Source organism: Streptomyces catenulae (assembly GCF_000718015.1).
Classification (GTDB): domain Bacteria; phylum Actinomycetota; class Actinomycetes; order Streptomycetales; family Streptomycetaceae; genus Streptomyces; species Streptomyces catenulae.
Window position 1 is genome coordinate 94,387 of record NZ_JODY01000001.1, and the last position, 19,389, is coordinate 113,775.

General features: G+C 74.5%; 17 protein-coding genes and 5 tRNA genes. 12 read left to right on the forward strand and 10 right to left on the reverse strand.

Annotation, left to right across the window (positions count from 1 at the left end):
- Positions 1–51: 51 nt before the first annotated feature.
- The 5 genes from IF23_RS0100360 (at position 52) to IF23_RS0100380 (ending at position 9,380) form a co-directional block, all read left to right on the forward strand.
- A complete protein-coding gene (locus IF23_RS0100360) occupies positions 52–684 on the forward strand; it encodes a GNAT family N-acetyltransferase (RefSeq protein WP_030278443.1) in 633 nt (210 codons plus the stop codon).
- A 161-nt stretch (positions 685–845) separates the two neighbouring features.
- The gene (gene cbiE, locus IF23_RS0100365; RefSeq protein ID WP_030278446.1) at positions 846–2,072 is read left to right on the forward strand and encodes a precorrin-6y C5,15-methyltransferase (decarboxylating) subunit CbiE; all 1,227 of its coding nucleotides are present in this window, start codon (positions 846–848) and stop codon (positions 2,070–2,072) included.
- 250 nt (positions 2,073–2,322) lie between these two features.
- The gene (gene cobT, locus IF23_RS0100370) at positions 2,323–6,585 is read left to right on the forward strand and encodes a nicotinate-nucleotide--dimethylbenzimidazole phosphoribosyltransferase (RefSeq protein WP_030278448.1); all 4,263 of its coding nucleotides are present in this window, start codon (positions 2,323–2,325) and stop codon (positions 6,583–6,585) included.
- Between the two features lie 631 nt (positions 6,586–7,216).
- Positions 7,217–8,452, forward strand: coding sequence for a uroporphyrinogen-III C-methyltransferase (cobA, locus tag IF23_RS0100375; protein WP_030278452.1), 1,236 nt, complete (start codon positions 7,217–7,219; stop codon positions 8,450–8,452).
- 52 nt (positions 8,453–8,504) lie between these two features.
- Positions 8,505–9,380 carry a TrmH family RNA methyltransferase gene (locus tag IF23_RS0100380; protein ID WP_030278454.1) on the forward strand — a complete coding sequence of 292 codons (876 nt, stop codon included), beginning with the start codon at positions 8,505–8,507 and terminating at the stop codon, positions 9,378–9,380.
- 285 nt (positions 9,381–9,665) lie between these two features.
- Here the strand turns inward: IF23_RS0100380 and IF23_RS0100385 are convergent, their stop codons facing one another.
- On the reverse strand, positions 9,666–10,100 hold the full coding sequence (locus IF23_RS0100385) for an antibiotic biosynthesis monooxygenase (RefSeq protein WP_051739049.1): 435 nt from the start codon (positions 10,098–10,100) through the stop codon (positions 9,666–9,668).
- A gap of 145 nt (positions 10,101–10,245) precedes the next feature.
- Between IF23_RS0100385 and soxR the strand changes: the two genes are divergently transcribed.
- Positions 10,246–10,698, forward strand: coding sequence for a redox-sensitive transcriptional activator SoxR (gene soxR / locus IF23_RS0100390; RefSeq protein WP_030278458.1), 453 nt, complete (start codon positions 10,246–10,248; stop codon positions 10,696–10,698).
- A gap of 29 nt (positions 10,699–10,727) precedes the next feature.
- Here the strand turns inward: soxR and IF23_RS0100395 are convergent, their stop codons facing one another.
- From IF23_RS0100395 to IF23_RS0100405, 3 genes are all read right to left on the reverse strand, one after another.
- Positions 10,728–11,312 (reverse strand): NADPH-dependent FMN reductase, encoded by a 585-nt coding sequence (locus tag IF23_RS0100395; RefSeq protein ID WP_030278460.1) that lies wholly within the window; start codon positions 11,310–11,312, stop codon positions 10,728–10,730.
- A gap of 87 nt (positions 11,313–11,399) precedes the next feature.
- Positions 11,400–11,627, reverse strand: a complete 228-nt coding sequence (locus IF23_RS0100400) for an acyl-CoA carboxylase epsilon subunit (RefSeq protein ID WP_030278462.1) — start codon at positions 11,625–11,627, stop codon at positions 11,400–11,402.
- 442 nt (positions 11,628–12,069) lie between these two features.
- Positions 12,070–13,449 (reverse strand): serine/threonine-protein kinase, encoded by a 1,380-nt coding sequence (locus IF23_RS0100405; RefSeq protein WP_030278464.1) that lies wholly within the window; start codon positions 13,447–13,449, stop codon positions 12,070–12,072.
- Between the two features lie 654 nt (positions 13,450–14,103).
- Between IF23_RS0100405 and IF23_RS0100410 the strand changes: the two genes are divergently transcribed.
- Positions 14,104–14,313 (forward strand): hypothetical protein, encoded by a 210-nt coding sequence (locus IF23_RS0100410; RefSeq protein WP_030278466.1) that lies wholly within the window; start codon positions 14,104–14,106, stop codon positions 14,311–14,313.
- A 266-nt stretch (positions 14,314–14,579) separates the two neighbouring features.
- Here IF23_RS0100410 and IF23_RS0100415 read toward each other — a convergent pair.
- The 5 genes from IF23_RS0100415 to IF23_RS0100435 form a co-directional block, all read right to left on the reverse strand.
- Positions 14,580–14,651: transfer RNA gene (locus IF23_RS0100415), tRNA-Val, on the reverse strand.
- Between the two features lie 40 nt (positions 14,652–14,691).
- Positions 14,692–14,763 (reverse strand) — tRNA-Val (locus IF23_RS0100420).
- 25 nt (positions 14,764–14,788) lie between these two features.
- A tRNA-Val gene (locus IF23_RS0100425) sits at positions 14,789–14,860 on the reverse strand.
- 1 nt (position 14,861) lies between these two features.
- Positions 14,862–14,935, reverse strand: a tRNA-Cys gene (locus IF23_RS0100430).
- 35 nt (positions 14,936–14,970) lie between these two features.
- Positions 14,971–15,043, reverse strand: a tRNA-Gly gene (locus IF23_RS0100435).
- 177 nt (positions 15,044–15,220) lie between these two features.
- On the opposite strand from IF23_RS0100435, the gene IF23_RS0100440 reads away from it, so the two are divergent.
- From IF23_RS0100440 to IF23_RS0100450, 3 genes are read left to right on the forward strand one after another with little or no spacing between them, the layout of a single operon-like run.
- The gene (locus IF23_RS0100440; protein WP_078653702.1) at positions 15,221–16,291 is read left to right on the forward strand and encodes a chorismate-binding protein; all 1,071 of its coding nucleotides are present in this window, start codon (positions 15,221–15,223) and stop codon (positions 16,289–16,291) included.
- On the forward strand, positions 16,288–17,112 hold the full coding sequence (locus IF23_RS0100445) for an aminotransferase class IV (RefSeq protein ID WP_030278470.1): 825 nt from the start codon (positions 16,288–16,290) through the stop codon (positions 17,110–17,112). Before IF23_RS0100440 ends, IF23_RS0100445 begins: the two co-directional genes overlap by 4 nt.
- 34 nt (positions 17,113–17,146) lie before the next feature.
- Positions 17,147–17,977, forward strand: a complete 831-nt coding sequence (locus IF23_RS0100450) for a GNAT family N-acetyltransferase (protein ID WP_030278472.1) — start codon at positions 17,147–17,149, stop codon at positions 17,975–17,977.
- 7 nt (positions 17,978–17,984) lie between these two features.
- Here IF23_RS0100450 and IF23_RS0100455 read toward each other — a convergent pair whose 3' ends face one another.
- Positions 17,985–18,521: a DsbA family protein gene (locus tag IF23_RS0100455; protein WP_030278474.1), complete on the reverse strand. Its 537-nt coding sequence runs from the start codon at positions 18,519–18,521 to the stop codon at positions 17,985–17,987.
- Positions 18,522–18,695: 174 nt separating this feature from the next.
- Between IF23_RS0100455 and IF23_RS0100460 the strand changes: the two genes are divergently transcribed.
- Together IF23_RS0100460 and IF23_RS34285 are read left to right on the forward strand one after the other, a co-directional pair.
- Positions 18,696–19,145 (forward strand): hypothetical protein, encoded by a 450-nt coding sequence (locus tag IF23_RS0100460; RefSeq protein ID WP_030278475.1) that lies wholly within the window; start codon positions 18,696–18,698, stop codon positions 19,143–19,145.
- Positions 19,146–19,213: 68 nt separating this feature from the next.
- Positions 19,214–19,369, forward strand: coding sequence for a hypothetical protein (locus IF23_RS34285; RefSeq protein ID WP_169749979.1), 156 nt, complete (start codon positions 19,214–19,216; stop codon positions 19,367–19,369).
- Positions 19,370–19,389: the final 20 nt, after the last annotated feature.

Genomic DNA, 19,389 nt, shown 5'->3' on the forward strand with positions numbered 1-19,389 from the left:
ACGACCCGTAACTCCCCGGAGCCCTACGGTCGACAGCGTTGGAGCAGCGGCATGAACCCCACCTTTCCGGACATCTCCATCAGCACGGACCGGTTGGTGCTGCGCCCGTTGGACGAGGACGACATCCCCGCCCTCGCCGAGATGATGAACGACGAACTCGTCGCCGCCTGGACCGCGATACCGCAGCCCTACACCGAGGACCGCGCCCGCCACTGGGTCACCCGCCACGCACCCGGCGAACGCACCGCGGGCCGCGGCATCGACCTCGCCGTCACCGAGTTCCTCACCCAGCGCCTGGTCGGCATCGTCCAGCTCGGCAACACCAACTGGCGGGTGCGCTCCTCCGAGATCTCCTACGTCATCGCCCCCTGGGCCCGCGGCGAGGGCTACGCCTGCGAGGCCACCCTCGCCGTCGCCCGCTGGCTCTTCGGCGACCAGAAGTTCGAGCGCCTGGAGCTGCGCACCGCGGCCGGGAACACCGCCTCCCAGCAGGTCGCCCAGAAGATCGGCTGCATCAGCGAGGGCGTGCTCCGCAACGCCTTCCTCGCCCGCTCCCGCACCGAGGACGGCGGTCTGGCGGACATCCGCACCGACCTCATCGTCTGGAGCCTGCTCCCCGAGGACCTCGACGTGCCCGACCGCCGGGTCGACGCCAACGGCTTCGCCTACCCGGAGTGGAACTGACGGGGCACCCGCGGCCGTTCCCCGGGTACACCACCGGCGGCGCGGCCCCGCCCCACCCGGTCCGCGCCCCGGCCCCGCCAGGAGTAGTCTCGCGGTGCCGCCCCCGCACCCACCTGCGACGCGGCTCCCGCCCCTCACCCGTGACAGGAGACTGACGAAGCATGGCCGACCGGGTCACGGTCATCGGATGGGACGGCTCGCCGCTCACCGCCGCCGCCCGCTCCGCGCTGGGCGCCGCGACCCTGGTGGCCGGCGCGGCGCACCACCTCGCCCTCCCCGAGGTACCGCCCGCCGCCGAACGCATCCGGCTGGGCAGCGTCCCGCTCGCCGCCCGCCGCATCGCCCGCCACCGCGGCACCGCCGTCGTCCTCGCCGACGGCGACCCCGGCTTCTTCGGCGTCGTCCGCACCCTGCGCGCCCCGCAGTACGGCCTGGAGGTCGAGGTCGTCCCGGCGGTCTCCGCCGTCGCCGCCGCGTTCGCCCGCGCCGGGATGCCCTGGGACGACGCCCAGATCGTCGTCGCCCACAGCCGCGACCTGCGCCGCGCCGTCAACGTCTGCCGCGCCCACCCCAAGGTCGCCGTCCTCACCGCCCCCGGCGCCGGTCCCGCCGAACTCGCCCTGCTGCTCGGCGGGGTGCTCCGTACGTTCGTCATCTGCGAGGCCCTGGGCACCGACCGCGAACGGGTCACCGTCCTCACCTCCGACAGGGTCGCCGACCACGACTGGCGCGACCCCAACGTCGTCATCGTCGTCGGCGCCGCCCAGCGCACCGACGACACCGGGGACCGCGCCGGTGGCTGGATCGCCGGGCACGACGTCGACCACCCCGCCGGACCGCGCGGCTGGGGGCTGCCGTCCGGCGCGTACGGCGGCGTCTTCGGCGAGGGCGAGGGGGTGCAGCTGCGCACCGCCCAACTCGCCCGGCTCGGCCCCCGGCTGGGCGACCTGGTCTGGGACATCGGCTCCGGCAGCGGCGCCGCCGCGGTGGAGGCGGCCCGCTTCGGCGCCGCCGTCCTCGCCGTCGACGCCGACCCGGACGCCTGCGGCCGCACCGCCGCCGTCGCCCGCCGCCACGGCGTCCAGCTCCAGGTCGTCCACGGCCGCGCCCCGCAGATCCTGGAGGACCTGCCGGAGCCGGACGTGATCCGGATCGGCGGCGGGGGAGCGGCGGTCGTCACCGCCTGCGCGGCCCGCCGCCCGGAGCGGATCGTCACCCACGCCTCGACCCGCGACGAGGCCGAGGAACTGGGCCGCGCCCTGGCCGACGGCGGCTACGACGTCGAGTGCGCCCTGCTCCAGTCGGTCGATCTGGACACCTCGGCCTGGGTCGAGCGGGAGCGGTCCGTGGTGTTCCTGCTGAGCGGATATCGCGTTCCTCACCCGTGACCAGGAAGGTCACCGGCGCGGGGTAGGCTGGCGGATCGTTGCGCCGCCGTTCCACGTTCGGCTTCGTACGTCAATATCCGGGGAACGCCGCGGTTTTGGCTGAACATCCGGATACCTGACCACGACGCCCGGAGGGCGGACGTGCCGCGAGGCGTGCCGTTCTTTCCGCTCACCGGGCGGAGGGCACGCCCTCCGCCACGCGCGCGCACGAGCGGTGGTAAGGAGCACTATCGATGGGCGAGGGGTACGCATGACCGACACCGGCCAGGTCCCGGGCGAGGGACAGCCGGAGCACGCGGGCGGGCAGGCCGGGCAGCCGGCGACCGCCTCCCCTGCCGGACCCGCGGCTGCCGAACAGCCGGGTGCCGCGCAGGCGGACGCGTACGGCCCTCCCGAACCGTCCGGTGTCGTGGTCGACGACGACGATCTGCTGCTGATGCCGGCCGCCCAGGGCGCCTGGACCGAGCAGCCGGACCGCAGGCCCCGCCCCGCCACCCCGCAGCCCCAGCCCGCGCCCCGGCGCCCGCTGCACATGGGCCCGCCCGTGCCGGACGCCACCGGCGGCGTGGTCCGCTCCCTCGCCGACCGCGGCCCGGCGACCCCGCCGCAGCCCCCCATGCCGGTCCGGCAGCCCGGACCGCCCACGGTCGGCCCCGAATACCTGGACGTTCCGGCGGCGGATGTACCGACGACGGATGTTCCGGTGACGGATGTGCCGACGGGGGACGTTCCGGCTACGGATGTGCCGACGGGGGACGTTCCGGCGGCGGACGTGCCGACGGCGGACGTTTCGGTGACGGACGTGCCGACGGCGGATGTTCCGGCTACGGAGGTTCCGCAGGGTCCCGGGGTCGAGACCGGGGCGCAGGTGTCCGGTCCCGGGGCTCAGGCGCCCGGCGTCGGTCCCGATGGGCAGGCGCCCGTCGCGGAGGGCGGTCCGCAGCTGCCCGGACAGGCCGTGCCCGCCGCTCCGGTGGCGTACGCCGCTGCCGACGCGACGCTGCCCGGTCCCCAGCTCGGTGCGATTCCGCCGCAGGTGGTGCCATGGGGCGAGGCGTCCGCGCAGGCCGCCGCCGCGCCGGTCGCCGACCCGCAGCAGGCCGCCCGGCCCGCCGCCGTGCCGCTGCCCGCGCAGGGTGCGCCGACGCCGGACGCCGCTGCGGCCGAGCCGGTCCCGGACGCCGTCCCGGCCGAGGCGCCCGCCGAGCCGTCCGGCCAGACCGTGGACGCCCTCGTGGAGGCGGAGGGTTCCGCCCCGCAGGACGCCGCTCCGGCCGAGGCCGTCGCGGTGCAGGACACCCCCGCTCCGGAGGCTACGGCGGACGCCCCGCAGGCCGCCGATGCCTCCGACCCGGCCGCCGCCGCGCAGCCGGAGGCGGACGTGGCCGCTCCCGACGCGGCTCCGCAGCCCGTCGAGGCGCCCGTCGCGGACGGTGAGGCCGCCGACACCGCCGCTCCCCAGGCCGACGCTGCCGAGGCTCCCGTGCCGGGCGCCGAGGTCGTGGACGGGACCGCTCCGGTCGCCGTGGCGGAGCCGACCGGGCAGCCCGCCGCTCCGGAGGCTGCGGACGCGGCCCCCGAGGCGGTCGCGGACGCGCCTGCCGAAGCCCCCGCGGCCGGGGCCGGTGACGCCGCGCTCGAGGGTGCCGTGGCCCAGCCCGCCGAGGCGGTCGCGGAGCAGCCCGTGGCGGAACAGGCCGAGGCCGTACCGTCCGAGCCGCAGCCCGAGGCCGAACAGGCGCTTGTCGCCGAGGGCCCCGAGGCCGTCGAGGGCGCGGTGCCCGCCGCCGAGGCCGATGTCCGGGCAGCCGCCCAGGCTCCCGCGCCCGAGGCGGACGCCCAGGCCCCGACGGAGGCCCCCGAAGCCGCAGGCCCGGAGCCGGAGGCGCAGGCCGAGGCTCCGGTTCCGGCCCCGGAGACCGTGACCGACGCCCAGCCGCAGGCTCCCGAGGCCGAGGCCGAGGTTCCGGAAGCCCAGGCCACCGAGGCTCCGGCTCCGGAAGCCCAGGCCCCTCAGACCCAGGCCCCGGAAGCCCAGGCCCCCGAGGCTCAGGCCGCCGAGCCCACCGCCCCCGAGCCCACCGCCACCGAGCCCGAGGCTCAGCCCCAGGCTCCCGAAGCCGCAGCTGCGGACCCCGCGCGGCCCGCCCCCGGCGCGGACCCGGCGGCGGCCGAGCCCGCTCCCGAGCCCGCCGCCGAGGCCCCGGCCCCGCAGCCGTCCGACGTCCCCGGCGCCGGGACGCAGCCCGAGGCCGCCGCGCCGCAGGACACCGCACAGAACCACCCCGCACCGGAGCACACCGTTCAGGACCAGCCCGCCCAGGAACCGGCCGCCCAGGACCCGTCGGTACCGGCCGACGGCGTCGCCCCGGCCGCCGCCCCGCAGCCGCACGTCCCGGAAACCGAGGAGGCGCAGCCCACCGGGCCCGCCGCCGACGCCGTCCCGCAGGCCGCCCCCGCGGTCGCGCCCGGTGTCCCGGTGCCCGCCCCGCTGCCCGCCACCGCGACCCCGGCCGCCGGTACCCCCATCGCGGGGTGGCCGCAGACCGTGCCCCCGGCCGCTCCCGCAGCCGCCTCGCAGCCGCAGGACGCCGCGCCCGGCGCGCCCGAAGCGCCCGAGGACGCCCCGCGGGCCGAGGCCCACCCCGAGGCGGCGCCCGCCCCGGAGCAGCCGCAGCCCGCCGAGGTCACCGGGGCGACGGCACCGGCCGAGGCCCAGGAACAGCCCGAGGTCCCCGACGCCCCCGCCGCCGAGCAGGCCGGACAGGTCGAGGCGACCCCCGCGGCCCCCGGTTACGACGAGTCCGAGCGGGCCGCCGTCCACCGCGTCATGCGGGAGCGCCGCGACATCCGTAACGGCTTCCGCTCCGACCCGATCCCCAACGAGGTGCTGCTGCGCGTCCTGGAGGCGGCGCACACCGCGCCGAGTGTCGGGCACTCGCAGCCGTGGGACTTCGTCGTGATCCGCTCCGGCGAGACCCGCGAGCGGATGCACCAGCTCGCCACCGAGCAGCGGAAGGCGTACGCCGCCTCGCTGCCCAAGGGCCGCGCCAAGCAGTTCCGTGAGCTGAAGATCGAGGCCATCCTCGACACCCCGGTGAACATCGTCGTCACCGCCGACCCCACCCGCGGCGGCCGCCACACCCTCGGTCGGCACACCCAGCCGCAGATGGCGCCGTACTCCTCCGCGCTCGCCGTCGAGAACCTCTGGCTCGCCGCCCGCGCCGAAGGACTCGGCGTCGGCTGGGTCAGCTTCTTCGACGAGCGCCAGATGGTCACCGAACTCGGCCTCCCCGAGCACCTGGAGGTCGTCGCCTACCTCTGCATCGGCTACGTCGACGAGTTCCCCGAGGAACCGGAGCTGATGCAGGCCGGTTGGGCCGAGCGCCGTCCGCTGTCCTGGGTCGTCCACGAGGAGACCTACGGCCGCCGCGCCCTGCCCGGCGAGGACCCGCACGACCTCCTCCGGGAGACCCTGCACGGCATCCGCCCGCTCGACGCCAAGGCGCTCGGGGACGCGTGGGAGCGGCAGAAGCGGATGACCAAGCCCGCCGGGGCGCTGGGCATGCTGGAGATCCTCTCCGCGCAGCTGTGCGGCCTCTCCCGCAAGTGCCCGCCGCCGATCCCCGAGCCCGCCGCCGTCGCGATCTTCGCGGCCGACCACGGTGTGCACGCCCAGGGGGTGACCCCCTGGCCCCAGGAGGTCACCGGCCAGATGGTCGCCAACTTCCTGGGCGGCGGCGCGGTCTGCAACGCCTTCGCCACCCAGGTCGGCGCCGAGGTCTGCGTCGTCGACGTCGGCGTCGCCACCGAACTCCCCGCCGCGCCCGGGCTGCTGCCCCGTAAGGTCCGGGCCGGTACGGACGATTTCACCGCCGGGCCCGCCATGTCCCAGGAGGACGTGCTCAAGGCGATCGAGGCCGGTATCGAGACCGCCCGCGACCTCGTCGCGGCCGGGAACAAGGCGCTGCTCACCGGCGAGATGGGCATCGCCAACACCACCGCGTCGGCCGCCCTGATCAGCGTCTACACCGGCGCCGACCCCGACGGGATCACCGGCCGGGGCACCGGCATCAACGACGAGACGCACGCTCGCAAGGTCGACGTGGTGCGCCGCGCCCTGGAGCTGCACCGCCCCGACCCGGCCGACCCCATCGGCGTTCTCGCCGCGGTCGGCGGTCTGGAGCACGCCGCCCTCGTCGGTCTGATCCTCGGCGGCGCGTCGCTGCGGACGCCGGTGATCCTGGACGGTGTCAGCGTCGGCGCCGCGGCCCTCGTCGCGCACGCCATCGCCCCCGAGGCGCTGGCCGCCTGTATCGCCGGTCACCGCAGCGCCGAACCGGGCCATGTCGCCGCCCTGACCAAGCTCGGCCTCCGCCCGCTGGTCGATCTCGACCTGCGGCTCGGCGAGGGCACCGGCGCCCTGCTCGCCCTCCCCCTGGTGCAGAGCGCCGCCCGCGCCATGCACGAGGTCGCCACCTTCGACACGGCGGGCGTGACAGAGAAGAGCTGATCCGAGGCACCCGCCCGGGGCCGTCCGTCCACACGGCCGCCCCGGGCCGTACGCCCACGGGCCCGGTGTCCTGCCCGCCGAGGGGACACCGGGCCCGAGCTTTCAGGAAGGGTGCCTGTTCGCCACGGGGGGGGGAGGCGGCCCGGGCCGGTTCCTTCAGGAACCCTTCCTGTACATGGGGCAGCCCCGGCCCGCACTTTCAGGACCCCTTCCGGTACGCGGGGCAGCCCCGGCCCGGAATCTTCAGGAACCCTTCCTGTACGTGACCGGGCCCCGGCCCGGAACCTTCAGGAAGCCTCCCTGTACGTGACCGGGCCCCGGCCCGGAACCTTCAGGAACCCTTCCTGTACGTGACCGGGCCCCGGCCCGGAACCTTCAGGAACCCTTCCTGTACGTGACCGAGCCCCGACCGAGCCCCGCCCGTACCCACCGACCCCGTACCCACCGACCCCATACCCACCGACCCCGGGCCCCCGCCCCCCTGGCCGATGCCCCCTATAGGCTGGGAGCCGGGCCGCCACCCGCGTCGGGGCCGGACCCGGCGGCGCCCCGTGGATGCCTCCCAGCCGTTCCACCGCCGCAGCGGCTGTGTCCCGCCGCCCCCGCCTCATCTGCACAAGGAGCCGCACCCATGGCCGAGCACGCCGCCGAACACGCCGCCTACCCCGTCGGCCTGCGCCTGTCGGGCCGCCGCGTCGTCGTCCTCGGCGCCGGCCAGGTCGCCCAGCGTCGGCTCCCCGCCCTCCTCGCCGCGGGCGCCGACGTCCTTCTCGTCTCCCCGTCCGCCACCCCGTCCGTCGAGGCGATGGCCGACACCGGCGAACTCCGCTGGGAGCGCCGCCCGTACCGCCCCGGCGACCTCGAAGGCGCCTGGTACGCGCTGATCTCCACCGACGACCCCGAGGCCAACGCCGCCGCCTCCCGCGAGGCCGAGGAGCGCCGCGTCTGGGCCGTCCGCTCCGACGACGCCGGGGCGGCCACCGCCTGGACCCCGGCCACCGGCCACAGCGAAGGCGTCACCGTCGCCGTCCTCACCGGCCGCGACCCCCGCCGCTCCGCCGCCGTCCGCGACGCCGTCGTCGAGGGCCTGCGCGACGGCTCCCTCGCCGCCCCCCACCACCGCGCCCGCACCAAGGGCGTCGCCCTCGTCGGCGGCGGTCCCGGCGACCCGGATCTGATCACGGTGCGCGGTCGCCGCCTGCTCGCCGAGGCGGATGTCGTCATCGCCGACCGCCTCGGCCCCCGCGACCTCCTCGCCGAACTCCCGCCGCACGTCGAGATCATCGACGCGGCGAAGATCCCCTACGGCCGTTTCATGGCGCAGGAGGCCATCAACCAGGCCCTCATCGACCACGCCAAGGCGGGCAAGGCCGTGGTCCGGCTCAAGGGCGGCGACCCCTTCGTCTTCGGCCGCGGCATGGAGGAGGCCCAGGCGCTCGCCGAGGCCGGAATCCCCTGCACCGTCGTCCCCGGCATCTCCAGCACCATCTCGGTGCCCGGCGCCGCCGGGATCCCGGTCACCCACCGCGGCGTCGCCCACGAGTTCACCGTCGTCAGCGGCCATGTCGCCCCCGACGACGAGCGCTCCCTCGTCGACTGGCCCGCCCTCGCCCGGCTGCGCGGCACCCTCGTCGTCCTGATGGGCGTCGGCAACAGCGCCGCCATCGCCGCCACGCTCATGGCCCACGGCCGCTCCGGGGACACCCCCGCCGCCGTCGTCCAGGAGGGCACCACCGCCGCCCAGCGCCGCGTCGACGCCACCCTCGCCACCCTCGGCGAGACCGTCCGGGCCGAGGGCGTGCGGCCCCCGGCGGTCCTCGTCATCGGGGACGTCGTCGCCGTCACCCCCGGCAGCTCCGTCGAGTAGCCCTTCCCCGCCCGGCATTGGCACCCCGACACCGACAAGGCACTATCTCCCCGTGGCAGAAATCATCACCGTCGACGATCCCGACGACCCCCGGCTCCGTGACTACACCGGCCTGACCGACGTCGAGCTGCGCCGCCGCCGGGAGCCCGCCGAGGGCCTGTTCATCGCCGAGGGCGAGAAGGTCATCCGCCGCGCCCGGCACGCCGGTTACGAGATGCGCTCGATGCTGCTCTCGGCCAAGTGGGTCGACGTCATGCGCGACGTCATCGACGAGGTCCCGGCGCCGGTCTACGCGGTCACCCCCGACCTCGCCGAACGGGTCACCGGCTACCACGTCCACCGCGGCGCCCTCGCCTCCATGCAGCGCAAACCCCTCCCGGACCCGGTGTCGCTGCTTACCACGGCCCCCGGGACCGCGCTCCACGACCCTGCCGACATCGACGCGCGGTCATCGTCCGGTCCGCGGAAGAGCGCAGGTCAGCGCGTTGCCATCTTCGAAGACATAGTCGATCACGCAAATATGGGGGCGGCCTTCCGCAACGCCGCCGCCCTGGGCGTGGACGCCGTCTTCCTCACCCCACGCTGCGCCGACCCGCTCTACCGGCGGTCCGTGAAGGTGTCGATGGGCGCCGTCTTCCACGTCCCCTGGACCCGGCTCCCTTCCTGGCCGGAGGGGATCGAACTCTTCCGCCGGAACGGCTTCGTGACGGCCGCCCTGTGCCTCGACGAGAAGTCGATCGCCATCGACGAACTCGCCGCCCGCCGGTACGACAAGCTGGCGCTCATGCTCGGCACCGAGGGCGACGGACTGTCCGTCGGCGCCCTGCGCGCGGCCGACGAATGGGTCCGGATCCCGATGGCCGCCGACGTGGACTCCCTCAACGTCGCCGCGGCATCGGCCGTGGCCTTCTACGCGACGAGGCTCTGACCCGCGCCGCCCTGCGCCGGTGGTGACGGTCGGGAGCGCGGTGGGTGGGGCTTCGCCGGAGTGGTGCGCGACCCGGGCATCAGGCGGCCACCTTGATGCGGGTGTGGTCGCCCACCACGAGCGTGTGGCAGACGGCACCGGCCGGACCCGTACCGATGACGGCGTTCCGGCCGATCAGCGAATTTCCGCAGACCGGGGCCGTGGGAGATCTCGGCGCCGTCCATCACGACACCAGGGCTTTCACGGATCCTCCTTGCGGTGATCGGCGGCGAACGGGAAAGGCGATCAGCTGATGGCCGGCGGTGCGCCGACGCCGCCGTGCAGCAGATACCGCTTGCCACCGATGCCCCGGACTCCCGGGGTGTCCTGGGTGAGCTCGGTGGTCGCCCGGGCGATGGGGCTGGACAGGAAGTCCGGGTGGGCCTCGTCCTCGGTGAATTCCGCGTAGTTCAGCACCCGGCTGCCGTCCAGGCTGTAGTGGAAGTGCGCCGAGATCAGGCCCGGTGTCGCCTCGGTGAGCGGACCGTCGAGCAGCGTGTCGATGACGGTGCGCTGCGCGGAGCGGCCGTCGACGTCGAACATCGGGGCGACGATACGGGTGGGGGCGTTGACGGTGTCGAAGACGGTGCTCCGGTAGCGCCTGAAGGCTATGGGAGCACAGCGTTCGACGTCCGCCCCGGCTGTCCCGCGGCCGCGCAGCGTCGGGGGCTGCAGGTACATCCGCCGGAGGCGCGGTAGGCGGCCAGATCCGTCCACTGCTCGGGGGCCGGAGCCGCGTGGACCGGCGCGGGTGGTCGCCGGGCACGGGGAACGCCCCGGCTCCGCGCCGCGGGATCCGGAGAGTGCCGCCCCTTAGGATGAGGGCATGTCGAACTCGGGGGCGTTGGCCAAGGAGTTGACGGTCGGAGAGGTGTCGGACCGTAGCGGTGTGCCCGCCTCCACCTTGCGCTACTACGACCGTGAGGGCCTGATACACAGTCGCCGCACCGGTGGGAACCAGCGGCGCTACGCTCGCGACACACTCCGCCGCGTCGCCTTCATCCGCGCCTCACAGCGCGTGGGGATCCCCCTCGCCGAGATCCGGGAGGCCCTGCGCCTCCTCCCCGAGGGCCGCACCCCCACCGAGGAGGACTGGAGCCAGGTCTCCGAGCGGTGGCGCTCCGAACTCGCCCGCCGCATCGATCTCTTGCTACGTCTGCAGAGCAAGCTCACCGACTGCGTCGGATGCGGATGCCTCTCGCTGGAGAAGTGCGCCCTCGTCAACCCCTGTGACGTGCTCGGGGAAGTCGGGCCGGGCGCGGGGGCGCTCCAGTTCTAGGGACACGAGTGCCGGGCCCGGGCTCCGGGTCAGCCGCTGTACGGCCGCTTCTCGCGGGCCTCCCGCAGGGCGAGGCCCCACCAGACGAGCTGGTCGAAGAGGGTCGTGGCCGCGGCGATCGCGGCGGTCGGGTCCTTCAGCGCGCCGGTCTCGTCGAACTGCCCCCAGCAGTTGTGGAAGCTGACCACGTCCCGGACGGTCACCGCATGCAACTCCGCGAAGACGGTGCGCAGCTGCTCCACCGAGCGCAGCCCACCGGCCAGGCCCCCGTAGGAGACGAAGCCGACCGGCTTGGCGCCCCACTCGGTGCGGTGCCAGTCGATCAGGCTCTTCAACGAGGCGGGGAAGCTGTGGTTGTACTCCGGGGTCACCACGAGGAAGACATCGGCGTCGGCCAGCCGCGGCGACACCTTCGCCAGGGTCTCGGCGACCTCCGCGCGGGGGTTCGGGGACAGCTCGTACGGCAGCGTGTGATCGGCGAGGTCGATCAGATCGACCTGTAGGTCGTCGCGCTCCTTGGCGAGCGAGTTGACCCAGTTGGTGACGGTCGGACCGAAGCGGCCCTCCCGGACGCTGCTGTTGATCAGGGCGAGGCGCAGTGGCGTGGTGGACATGGGTCTCCTTGTGGACGAGGGCAGGCCCGGTTTCGCGGAATGTTCAAACGATCAGACTTGAAGTGGGGTTCAAGTCAAGCCCGTTGCTCAGCCGGTGTGACGCGCGGTGGAACGGGTCTCGCCGCGCCAACTGCGCGGCCCACGGTGTCCCAGCGCCCGCTCCAGGCGGCGCCAGTTGGGGCGGTGGCGGTGGATCTCGCCGGGCCGGGCCGCGGGGCGCTGCCGGGCGAGCACCGCCACGACGAGCGCGGCCAGCTCTTCGGGAGTGGCGTTCCCCCCGGTCACGCGGAGGAAGGGGGCGGCCTCGGTCGCCATCGTCTCCGTCTCCGTCTCCCTCTCCGTCACTGTGGGGGATTGCCGTGTTTGCGGGAGGGCAGCTCGGCGTGTTTGTCCCGCAGCATCGCGAGGGAGTCGGCTCGCCGCCGAGCCGGGTCTCCGCACCGATCTCTGCGACGTTGTCGAGGCGTACCGGGAAGGCGACGAGGAACTGACACGGACTCGCCGCCTGCCGCTCGTTGCACGGTTTCGCGCCCGCGGCACGCCGGGTGCCCCTGGGCGGCTGTTCCCACCCCCACTGCACCGGACAGCTGTACGCGGTGATCACGGATGCGATGCGGCGTCGACCCCCAAGACGTCGGCGCCGCCCCGGCGGTCGCCTTCCACACCGTCACGACGGGCCGCCCCACCGCCCGAAAACCCGACAGCCGTACGCCCGGAGCCTGCGAAAGACTCCGGGCGTACGGCTGTGCGGTGCGGTTCAGCTCTTCGCGTCGCCGGACGGCGGGGCGGCGTCGGGGGAGTGTCCCCGCGGCATCTCCACGGCGCTCCGCCCGACCGGTACGGACCCTTCGCCGCCCAGCCCACGCGTCGGTCCCTGGCAGCCCTGTGCCGCCGCGATCCCCAGCGCCACCAGCAGCGTCACCGTGACGAACACCAGGATCCGCTGCCGCATCAACCGCCGGTCGGGACCCGGCCGACGGCCGCCCGAAGTCGGACGCGGTGGCGTACGCGGCGTCTTGCGGCCGCCGGGCCGGGCGGCGGGCACCCGTCCCGCGGGCCGCCCGCCGGTCTGCCGACGGCCGGACGCCGAGGCGGGCCCGGCGGCGCGCGCCGCCGCCTCCCGCTGTGGGGGCCGGGGCGCGCCCCCGGCCGACGGACGCGGCGCGGGCGTCCCGGCCGCGCCCCGCTCGGTACGTTGACGCGCGTAGGCATCGGCGCGCCGCCCGGTGGGCCGCTCGCCGGGCCGCCGCTCACCGCGCGCGGGAGGGGCCGCCGCACCGCCGGGCGCACCGTCCTGCGGGGCGCCCGACAGCCCGTGCGCCTCCCGGGCGGCGATCTCCTTCAGCCGCAGCGACAGCGACAGCGTGCTGGGCCGGTCCGCCGGATCCTTCGCCAGACAGGCCGCGAGCAGCGGCGCCAGCGCGTCCGGCACCCCGGCCAGCTGCGCCTCCTCGTGCACCACGCGGTACAGCATCACCTCCGAACTGCCCTGCCCGAAGGGGGAGTCTGCGGTGCAGGCGTAGGCGAGGGTGGCGCCCAGCGCGAAGATGTCGGTCGCCGGGGCCACCGCGGCGCCCCGCACCTGCTCGGGCGCGAGGAAGCCGGGGGAGCCGACGGCCGTCCCGACATGCGTGAGCGTGCTGGCGCCGGTCGCCCAGGCGATACCGAAGTCGATGATCCGCGGCCCCTTGGGGGACAGCAGGATGTTGGACGGCTTGAGGTCACGGTGGACCACGCCCGCGTCGTGGACGGCCAGCAGCCCCTCGGAGAGCGCCGCCCCGATCGAGGCGACCTGCGCGGGGTCGAGCGGCCCCTCCTCGTTCACCTTGTCGTGCAGCGACGGACCCGGTACGTACTGGGTGGCGAACCACGGGCGGTCCGCGTCGAGATCGGCGGCGACCAGCCGTGCCGTGCAGCCGCCGCGGATCCGCCGGGCCGCCGACACCTCCCGCGCGAACCGGGAACGGAACTCCTGGTCCTCCGCGAGATCCGGCCGGATCACCTTCAGCGCCACCCGCTGTCCGCGTCTGTCCGAGCCGAGATAGACGACGCCCATCCCGCCCGCGCCGAGCCGCCGGTGCAGCCGGAAGGTCCCGACGACACGCGGGTCCTCGCGCCGGAGCCGCATCATCGCCATGTCCGTCCCCATACCTGCGGTGGGCAAGACCCACTCCGTGCCAACCGTCTGACGTGGCACAGCTTACGGATTGACGGCGCGGCGCGCTGAGAGGCCGCGCATGAGCCCACAGCGGGCACCGGACACGGTCGCGGGCGGGCCCGTGCCCCGGCGATTTCCGGCCGGTCCCCGGTCCCTCCCCGCCGGTGGGGTCCAATCCCCGGCCTCAGCAGGGACATTGGCCCGCCGCCCGGCCTCCGTCCGGCGACCTGGACGGGCGGCCGGAAACCGCGCCCCCGCGCCCAAGTCGCCGCGTACCGGGCGCAATCCGCTCCGCGCCCGGCCCCCGGCGGACGGCACGGACCGTTCGGGGAGTGAGAGAAGTCACCCGTTGGGGTATCTGTCCACCCGCGACCGGGATGCGCGCGCCCGCCCCGCCCGGACAACTCGCCCCGCCCCGGCGCACCACACGCCTCAGGGTCACCCCGGGGTCGGTTCTGCAACCAGCGGAGTACGCACCCCGGCCCGCCCTCCTCCTCCTGGAGGCCGTTCACCGGTACGACGGGCTGACGTCCGGCTCCGGGCGGTTGCCTACTGTGGAGACGGAGCGGCGGGCGCCGTACTCGTCCCCCGAGGTCCCGTGCCCGCCGCCACCACCACACGACAGGAGCCGGGATGACGGATCCACAGGGGCGCACGGCGCCGCGGGCACGGTGGCGCGAACGCGTCGCCCCGCTCGGCGTCCGCCGCCCTTCGGGTACCCGCCATCCACTGATCGCGGTCGCCATGGCGCTGCCGCTCGCGGTCCTGCTCTGTGTGGTCTTCGGCGGCTGGGAAGCCGTCATGACGCAGGCGTCGTCCGTGGCCGTGTTGCTGGGGCGCTGAAACGGCGCTCCGGTCCCGGGAGAGCGGCCCGGGACGGGGGAAGCGTGGCCCAGCCCCGTGGGGACGGGGGTGTCACGGACGGCACGCGTGGCCGGGCATCTGGGGAGATGCCCGGCCACCGGGTTTTTCCGGCACGGCACGGCCGGACCACTCGCGGATCGGCACGCCAACTCCCCGCCCCCGTACGGCAGATGAGTTCTTCGACTTTCCGGGAACGCCTGAGGGCCGGAGCAACGTGCGCTGCTCCGGCCCTCAGGTCTGCGGTGTGGACGATACTGGGATTGAACCAGTGACCTCTTCCGTGTCAGGGAAGCGCTCTCCCGCTGAGCTAATCGTCCTCGGGACCACCGAGAATCGAAGTCCTCTGTGGGTACTGCGTGCGCGATACTGGGATTGAACCAGTGACCTCTTCCGTGTCAGGGAAGCGCTCTCCCGCTGAGCTAATCGCGCGGGGCCCGTATATGTTACCGGGCAGTGGACGATACTGGGATTGAACCAGTGACCTCTTCCGTGTCAGGGAAGCGCTCTCCCGCTGAGCTAATCGTCCTTGGAGGTGGAGACGGGATTTGAACCCGTGTAGACGGCTTTGCAGGCCGTTGCCTCGCCTCTCGGCCACTCCACCTGGAGCGTAGGGGTTCGGGATGATCCCCCACATCGAGCGGACGACGAGACTCGAACTCGCGACATCCACCTTGGCAAGGTGGTGCTCTACCAACTGAGCTACGTCCGCAGGTGACTCTCCCGAACCGTGTCCGGGAAGCTACCGGGCCTCCGGGGCGCTTGCGCTTCCCGGCGACGTGTTGAACTCTAGCGGATTCCTGGGCCAGTACAAAAACGCGTTTGTGCAGGTGCTGCGCTTCTGGCTCGGCCACGGCGCCGGAAGGGCCCGAGATCTAGACTCGCTGACGTGCACGACCTCCCTCCTGTGGCCCGCTTCGGCGGCCTCATCGCGACCGATCTCCGCGACGTCACCACCGACCCCGCAGCCCTGGACTCCACGGGCTGGTGGGCGGTGGTGGCCGGATTCGAGGGGGAGGTGATCTGCGCCCGCTTCGCCGACGTCCGGCCCGCCACTCCGGCCGACGCCCCCGATCCCCGCGCCTGGCACGGCCCCGCCCCCGGCCACTGGCGCAGCTCCCTGGACCGCGCCGCCTATATGGACGGGGTGCGCCGCATACGCGCATACATAGGAACGGGCGACGTCTACCAGGTGAACCTCTGCCGGGTGCTGAGCGCGCCGCTGCCCGACCCCGGGCGCAGCGACATCGACGCCCTCACCGCCGTACTCGCCCTCGGCAACCCCGCGCCGTACGCGGGCACCGTCCGCCTCCCGGCGCACGGCGTCGAGGTCGCCACCGCCTCGCCCGAGCTGTATCTCCGCCGCGACGGGCGCACCGTCGAGTCCGGCCCCATCAAGGGGACCGGGCGCACCGCGGCGGATCTGACGGACAAGGACCGCGCGGAGAACGTGATGATCGTCGACCTGGTCCGCAACGACCTCGGCCGGGTCTGCGCCACCGGCAGCGTCACCGTCCCCGCGCTCTGCGCCGTCGAGGAACACCCCGGTCTCGTCCACCTCGTCTCCACCGTGCGCGGTGAGATCGACGAGCGGCACGCCAAGAGCGCCTGGGCCGATCTCCTCACCGCGACCTTCCCGCCCGGCTCGGTCACCGGCGCGCCCAAGGGGAGCGCGCTGCGGATCATCGACGAGTTGGAGACGGCGCCGCGCGGCCCGTACTGCGGCGGCGTCGGCTGGGTCGACGCCGACCGCGGCACCGGTGAGCTGGCCGTCGGGATCCGTACCTTCTGGATCGACCGCGCCGCGGCGGACGGGCCCGAGCTGCGGTTCGGCGCGGGCGCCGGGATCATCTGGGACTCCGACCCGGCGCGCGAGTGGGCGGAGACCGAGCTCAAGGCGCGACGGCTGCTCGCGGTAGCGTCGGGTGAGCTCGACGTGAACGGAAGGACGGCACCATGAGGATCTGGCTGGACGGGGCACTGCAGGAGGCCGGCCGGGCCCGGGTGTCCGTCTTCGACCACGGACTGACGGTCGGCGACGGCGTCTTCGAGACGGTCAAGGCCGAGGGCGGCCGCGCCTTCGCCCTCACCCGCCACCTGGAGCGGCTCGCCCACTCCGCCCGCGGTCTGGGACTGCCCGAGCCCGATCTCGACGAGGTACGCCGTGGCTGCGCCGCCGTCCTCGACGCCAACCCGATGGCGCTCGGCCGACTGCGGATCACCTACACCGGCGGTGAGTCGCCCCTCGGCTCCGACCGCGGCGACGCCCCCGCGACCCTGCTCATCGCCGTCGGCGAGGCCACCCGCCGCCCCGACACCACCGCCGCCGTCACCGTCCCCTGGACACGCAACGAACGCGGTGCGCTCACGGGCCTGAAGACCACCTCGTACGGCGAGAACGTCGTCGCGCTCGCCCGGGCGCGGGAACGCGGCGCCTCCGAGGCGCTGTTCGGCAACACCGTCGGCGCGCTCTGCGAGGGCACCGGCTCCAACGTCTTCGTCGTCCTCGACGGGGAACTGCACACCCCGCCGCTGACCTCCGGCTGCCTGGCCGGGATCACCCGTGCGCTGACCGTCGCCTGGGCCGGTGCCAAGGAGACCGATCTGCCGCTGGACGCCCTGGAGAGCGCCGAGGAGATCTTCCTGACGTCCACGCTCCGCGACGTCCAGGCGGTGACGCGGGTCGACGACCGTCAACTCGGCGACGCGCCGGGCCCGGTGACCCGCGCCGCGATGTGCGCCTTCGACGCGGGCGCCGCCGCCGACTTCGACCCGCGGTGAGGTGAAGGGCCGCGGCGGCGGGTAGAAGGTCCCCGTGACCACCACGCTGCGTCCCGCGGGACCGGAGGACCGAGACGGCGAGGGCCACCGCGCCCGCCGTTACGACATCTGCGTCAACAGCCGCCGGGTGGGCGGTGTCCGGCTCACCACCGACCCGCTCACCGGGCCCGCCACGGGCCGTATCGAGGAACTGGCGGTCGACGCCGCCGACCGCCGCCGTGGCCGGGCCACCGTCGCCGCCCTCGCCGCCGAGGAGGTGCTGCGCGGCTGGGGCTGCCGCCGGATCGCGGTGACCGCCCCCGCCGGAGGGGAGGCCGCGCTGCGCCTCGCGGCGGCCCTGGGGTACACCGAACGCGCCCACCACCTGGCCAAGGTGATCGTCGCCGTCCCGCAGCCGCCGCCGGGCGCCGAGGACCGTCCGTTGGCCGCCGACGGGTACCCGTCCTGGCGCGCCGCCGCGGTCGCGGACCGCGCCCGCCTCCTTGCCGCACCGGGGCTGACCTCGGACGAAGCCACCCGTGCGGCGGAGGCCGAACACCGCGCGCTGCTCCCGGAGGGCGCCGCCACACCGCACCACGCGGTGCGGCTCCTCAGCGTCGGTGGCACCGGCGTCGGCCATGTCTGGACCGCGCTGCGTCCGCCGGACCTGCCCGGCGGACGCGTCCTCGATGTCTTCGTAGCCCCGGAACACCGCGGCCACGGCCACGGCCGGGCCCTGCTGGGCGTCGCGGAGCGGGAGTGCCTGGCCGCCGGGGCGCCCCTGATCGCGCTGACCGTCCGCGCGGACGACACCGCCGCCCGCGGTCTCTGCGCGGCCCTGGGCTACCGCCCCACCGGACTGCTCCTCGCCAAGCCGCTCCTGTGAGCCGCGCTCAGCCCTCGCCGAGCAGCCGGTCCGCGATCTCCTCGATCCGGGCCCGCAGCCCCTCCTGGCTCGCGCTGCCGTCCAGCAGCTCCCCGCCGATGACGTACGTGGGGGTGCCGCGTACGCCGATCGCCTTGCCCTCGGCGTGGTCGGCGTCGACGATCAGCAGATGGCGGCCGTCGATCAGCGCGGTGTCCAGCTCGTCGGAGTCCAGGCCCAGCGCGTCGGCGACCTCCAGCAGCAGCGGGTCGCCGGTGCGGCCCAGCTCCTCGGTGCGGGCCAGCACCGCCTCGGTGAACTCCTGGCCCTTGCCCTGCTCGGCAGCCTCCTCGGCCGCCTGTGCCGCCGCGTAGGAGTGCTTGTGCTTCTCCAGCGGGAAGTGGCGCAGCCGGATGTCCAGCCGGTCGCCGTAGCGTGCGCGCAGGGCGCGCAGATCGTCCTGGGCGGTGTGGCAGTCCGGGCACTGCAGCTCGCACCAGACGTCCAGGACGACGGGGGCGGAGGAGGAGGCGGAGGGTGCGCCGGAGGCGGGGGAGTCGTTCATGGGGCCAGTCTCCCAGTCCGCCGGGCGGCAGGGGCACCTGGACCTCGGGAGGAGTCCGACCCGGAGATCTCCCTGATCACCCCGGCCGGGCATGGCCGCGAGGACGTCGGGCAGGGCAGGATGGAGGAAGGGGACGCAGGGTGCGCTCCCTCCCACCTAGGGCAGGAGGACCCGATGCTGACATCGACCGTATGCGCCGCGGTGTCGGCGGCGGGCCTGGCCGTCGCCGCGCTGACGGCCTACCGCAAGCGTTTCCTGGCGGCGATGCGGATCGCGGCGTTCGCCCTCATCCCGATCGGTCTGGCGATGACCGGCATCATCGACTGGATCACCGGGCTCGTCCTCAAGCCGACGGTCTGGGCCGGGTTCGGTCTGCTGGCGCTCTCGGTCGTGCTGTTCATGATCGGCCGCGCGGTGGAGCGCCGCCGAGGCGGTGTCGGCAGCCGCAAGGAGCGCCGGGCCGCGGCCTCCGCCCGTGGCGCGGCGGTGTCCCCGGGCGCCTCCGCCCCGTCCCTGGGAGCGGGCCGTACGGCCGCCGGGTCCGCGGGCCCGGCCAAGGGGAAAACGGCTCCTGAGGATGACTTCTCGGACATCGAAGCGATCCTCAAAAAACACGGGATCTGATGAACTCCCGCCACTGAGGGGGTAATTGGGCATTCGCGACTGATCGGCTGCGCCATGATCGTCGCGAAATGAACGATGAGTGTGCCCTGGCCCGGGATGAAGCCCCGGCCCCCGAACCGCGCGGATGTCTTTTCGCGCTGTCCCAGCCGCCCCTGATGCTCTTCCTCGCCTTCATCGGCCTGCTGCTGTTGCTGGGCGCCGTCCACGACCTGTACCTCCAGTGAGGGGCGGGACGTGGCCGGTG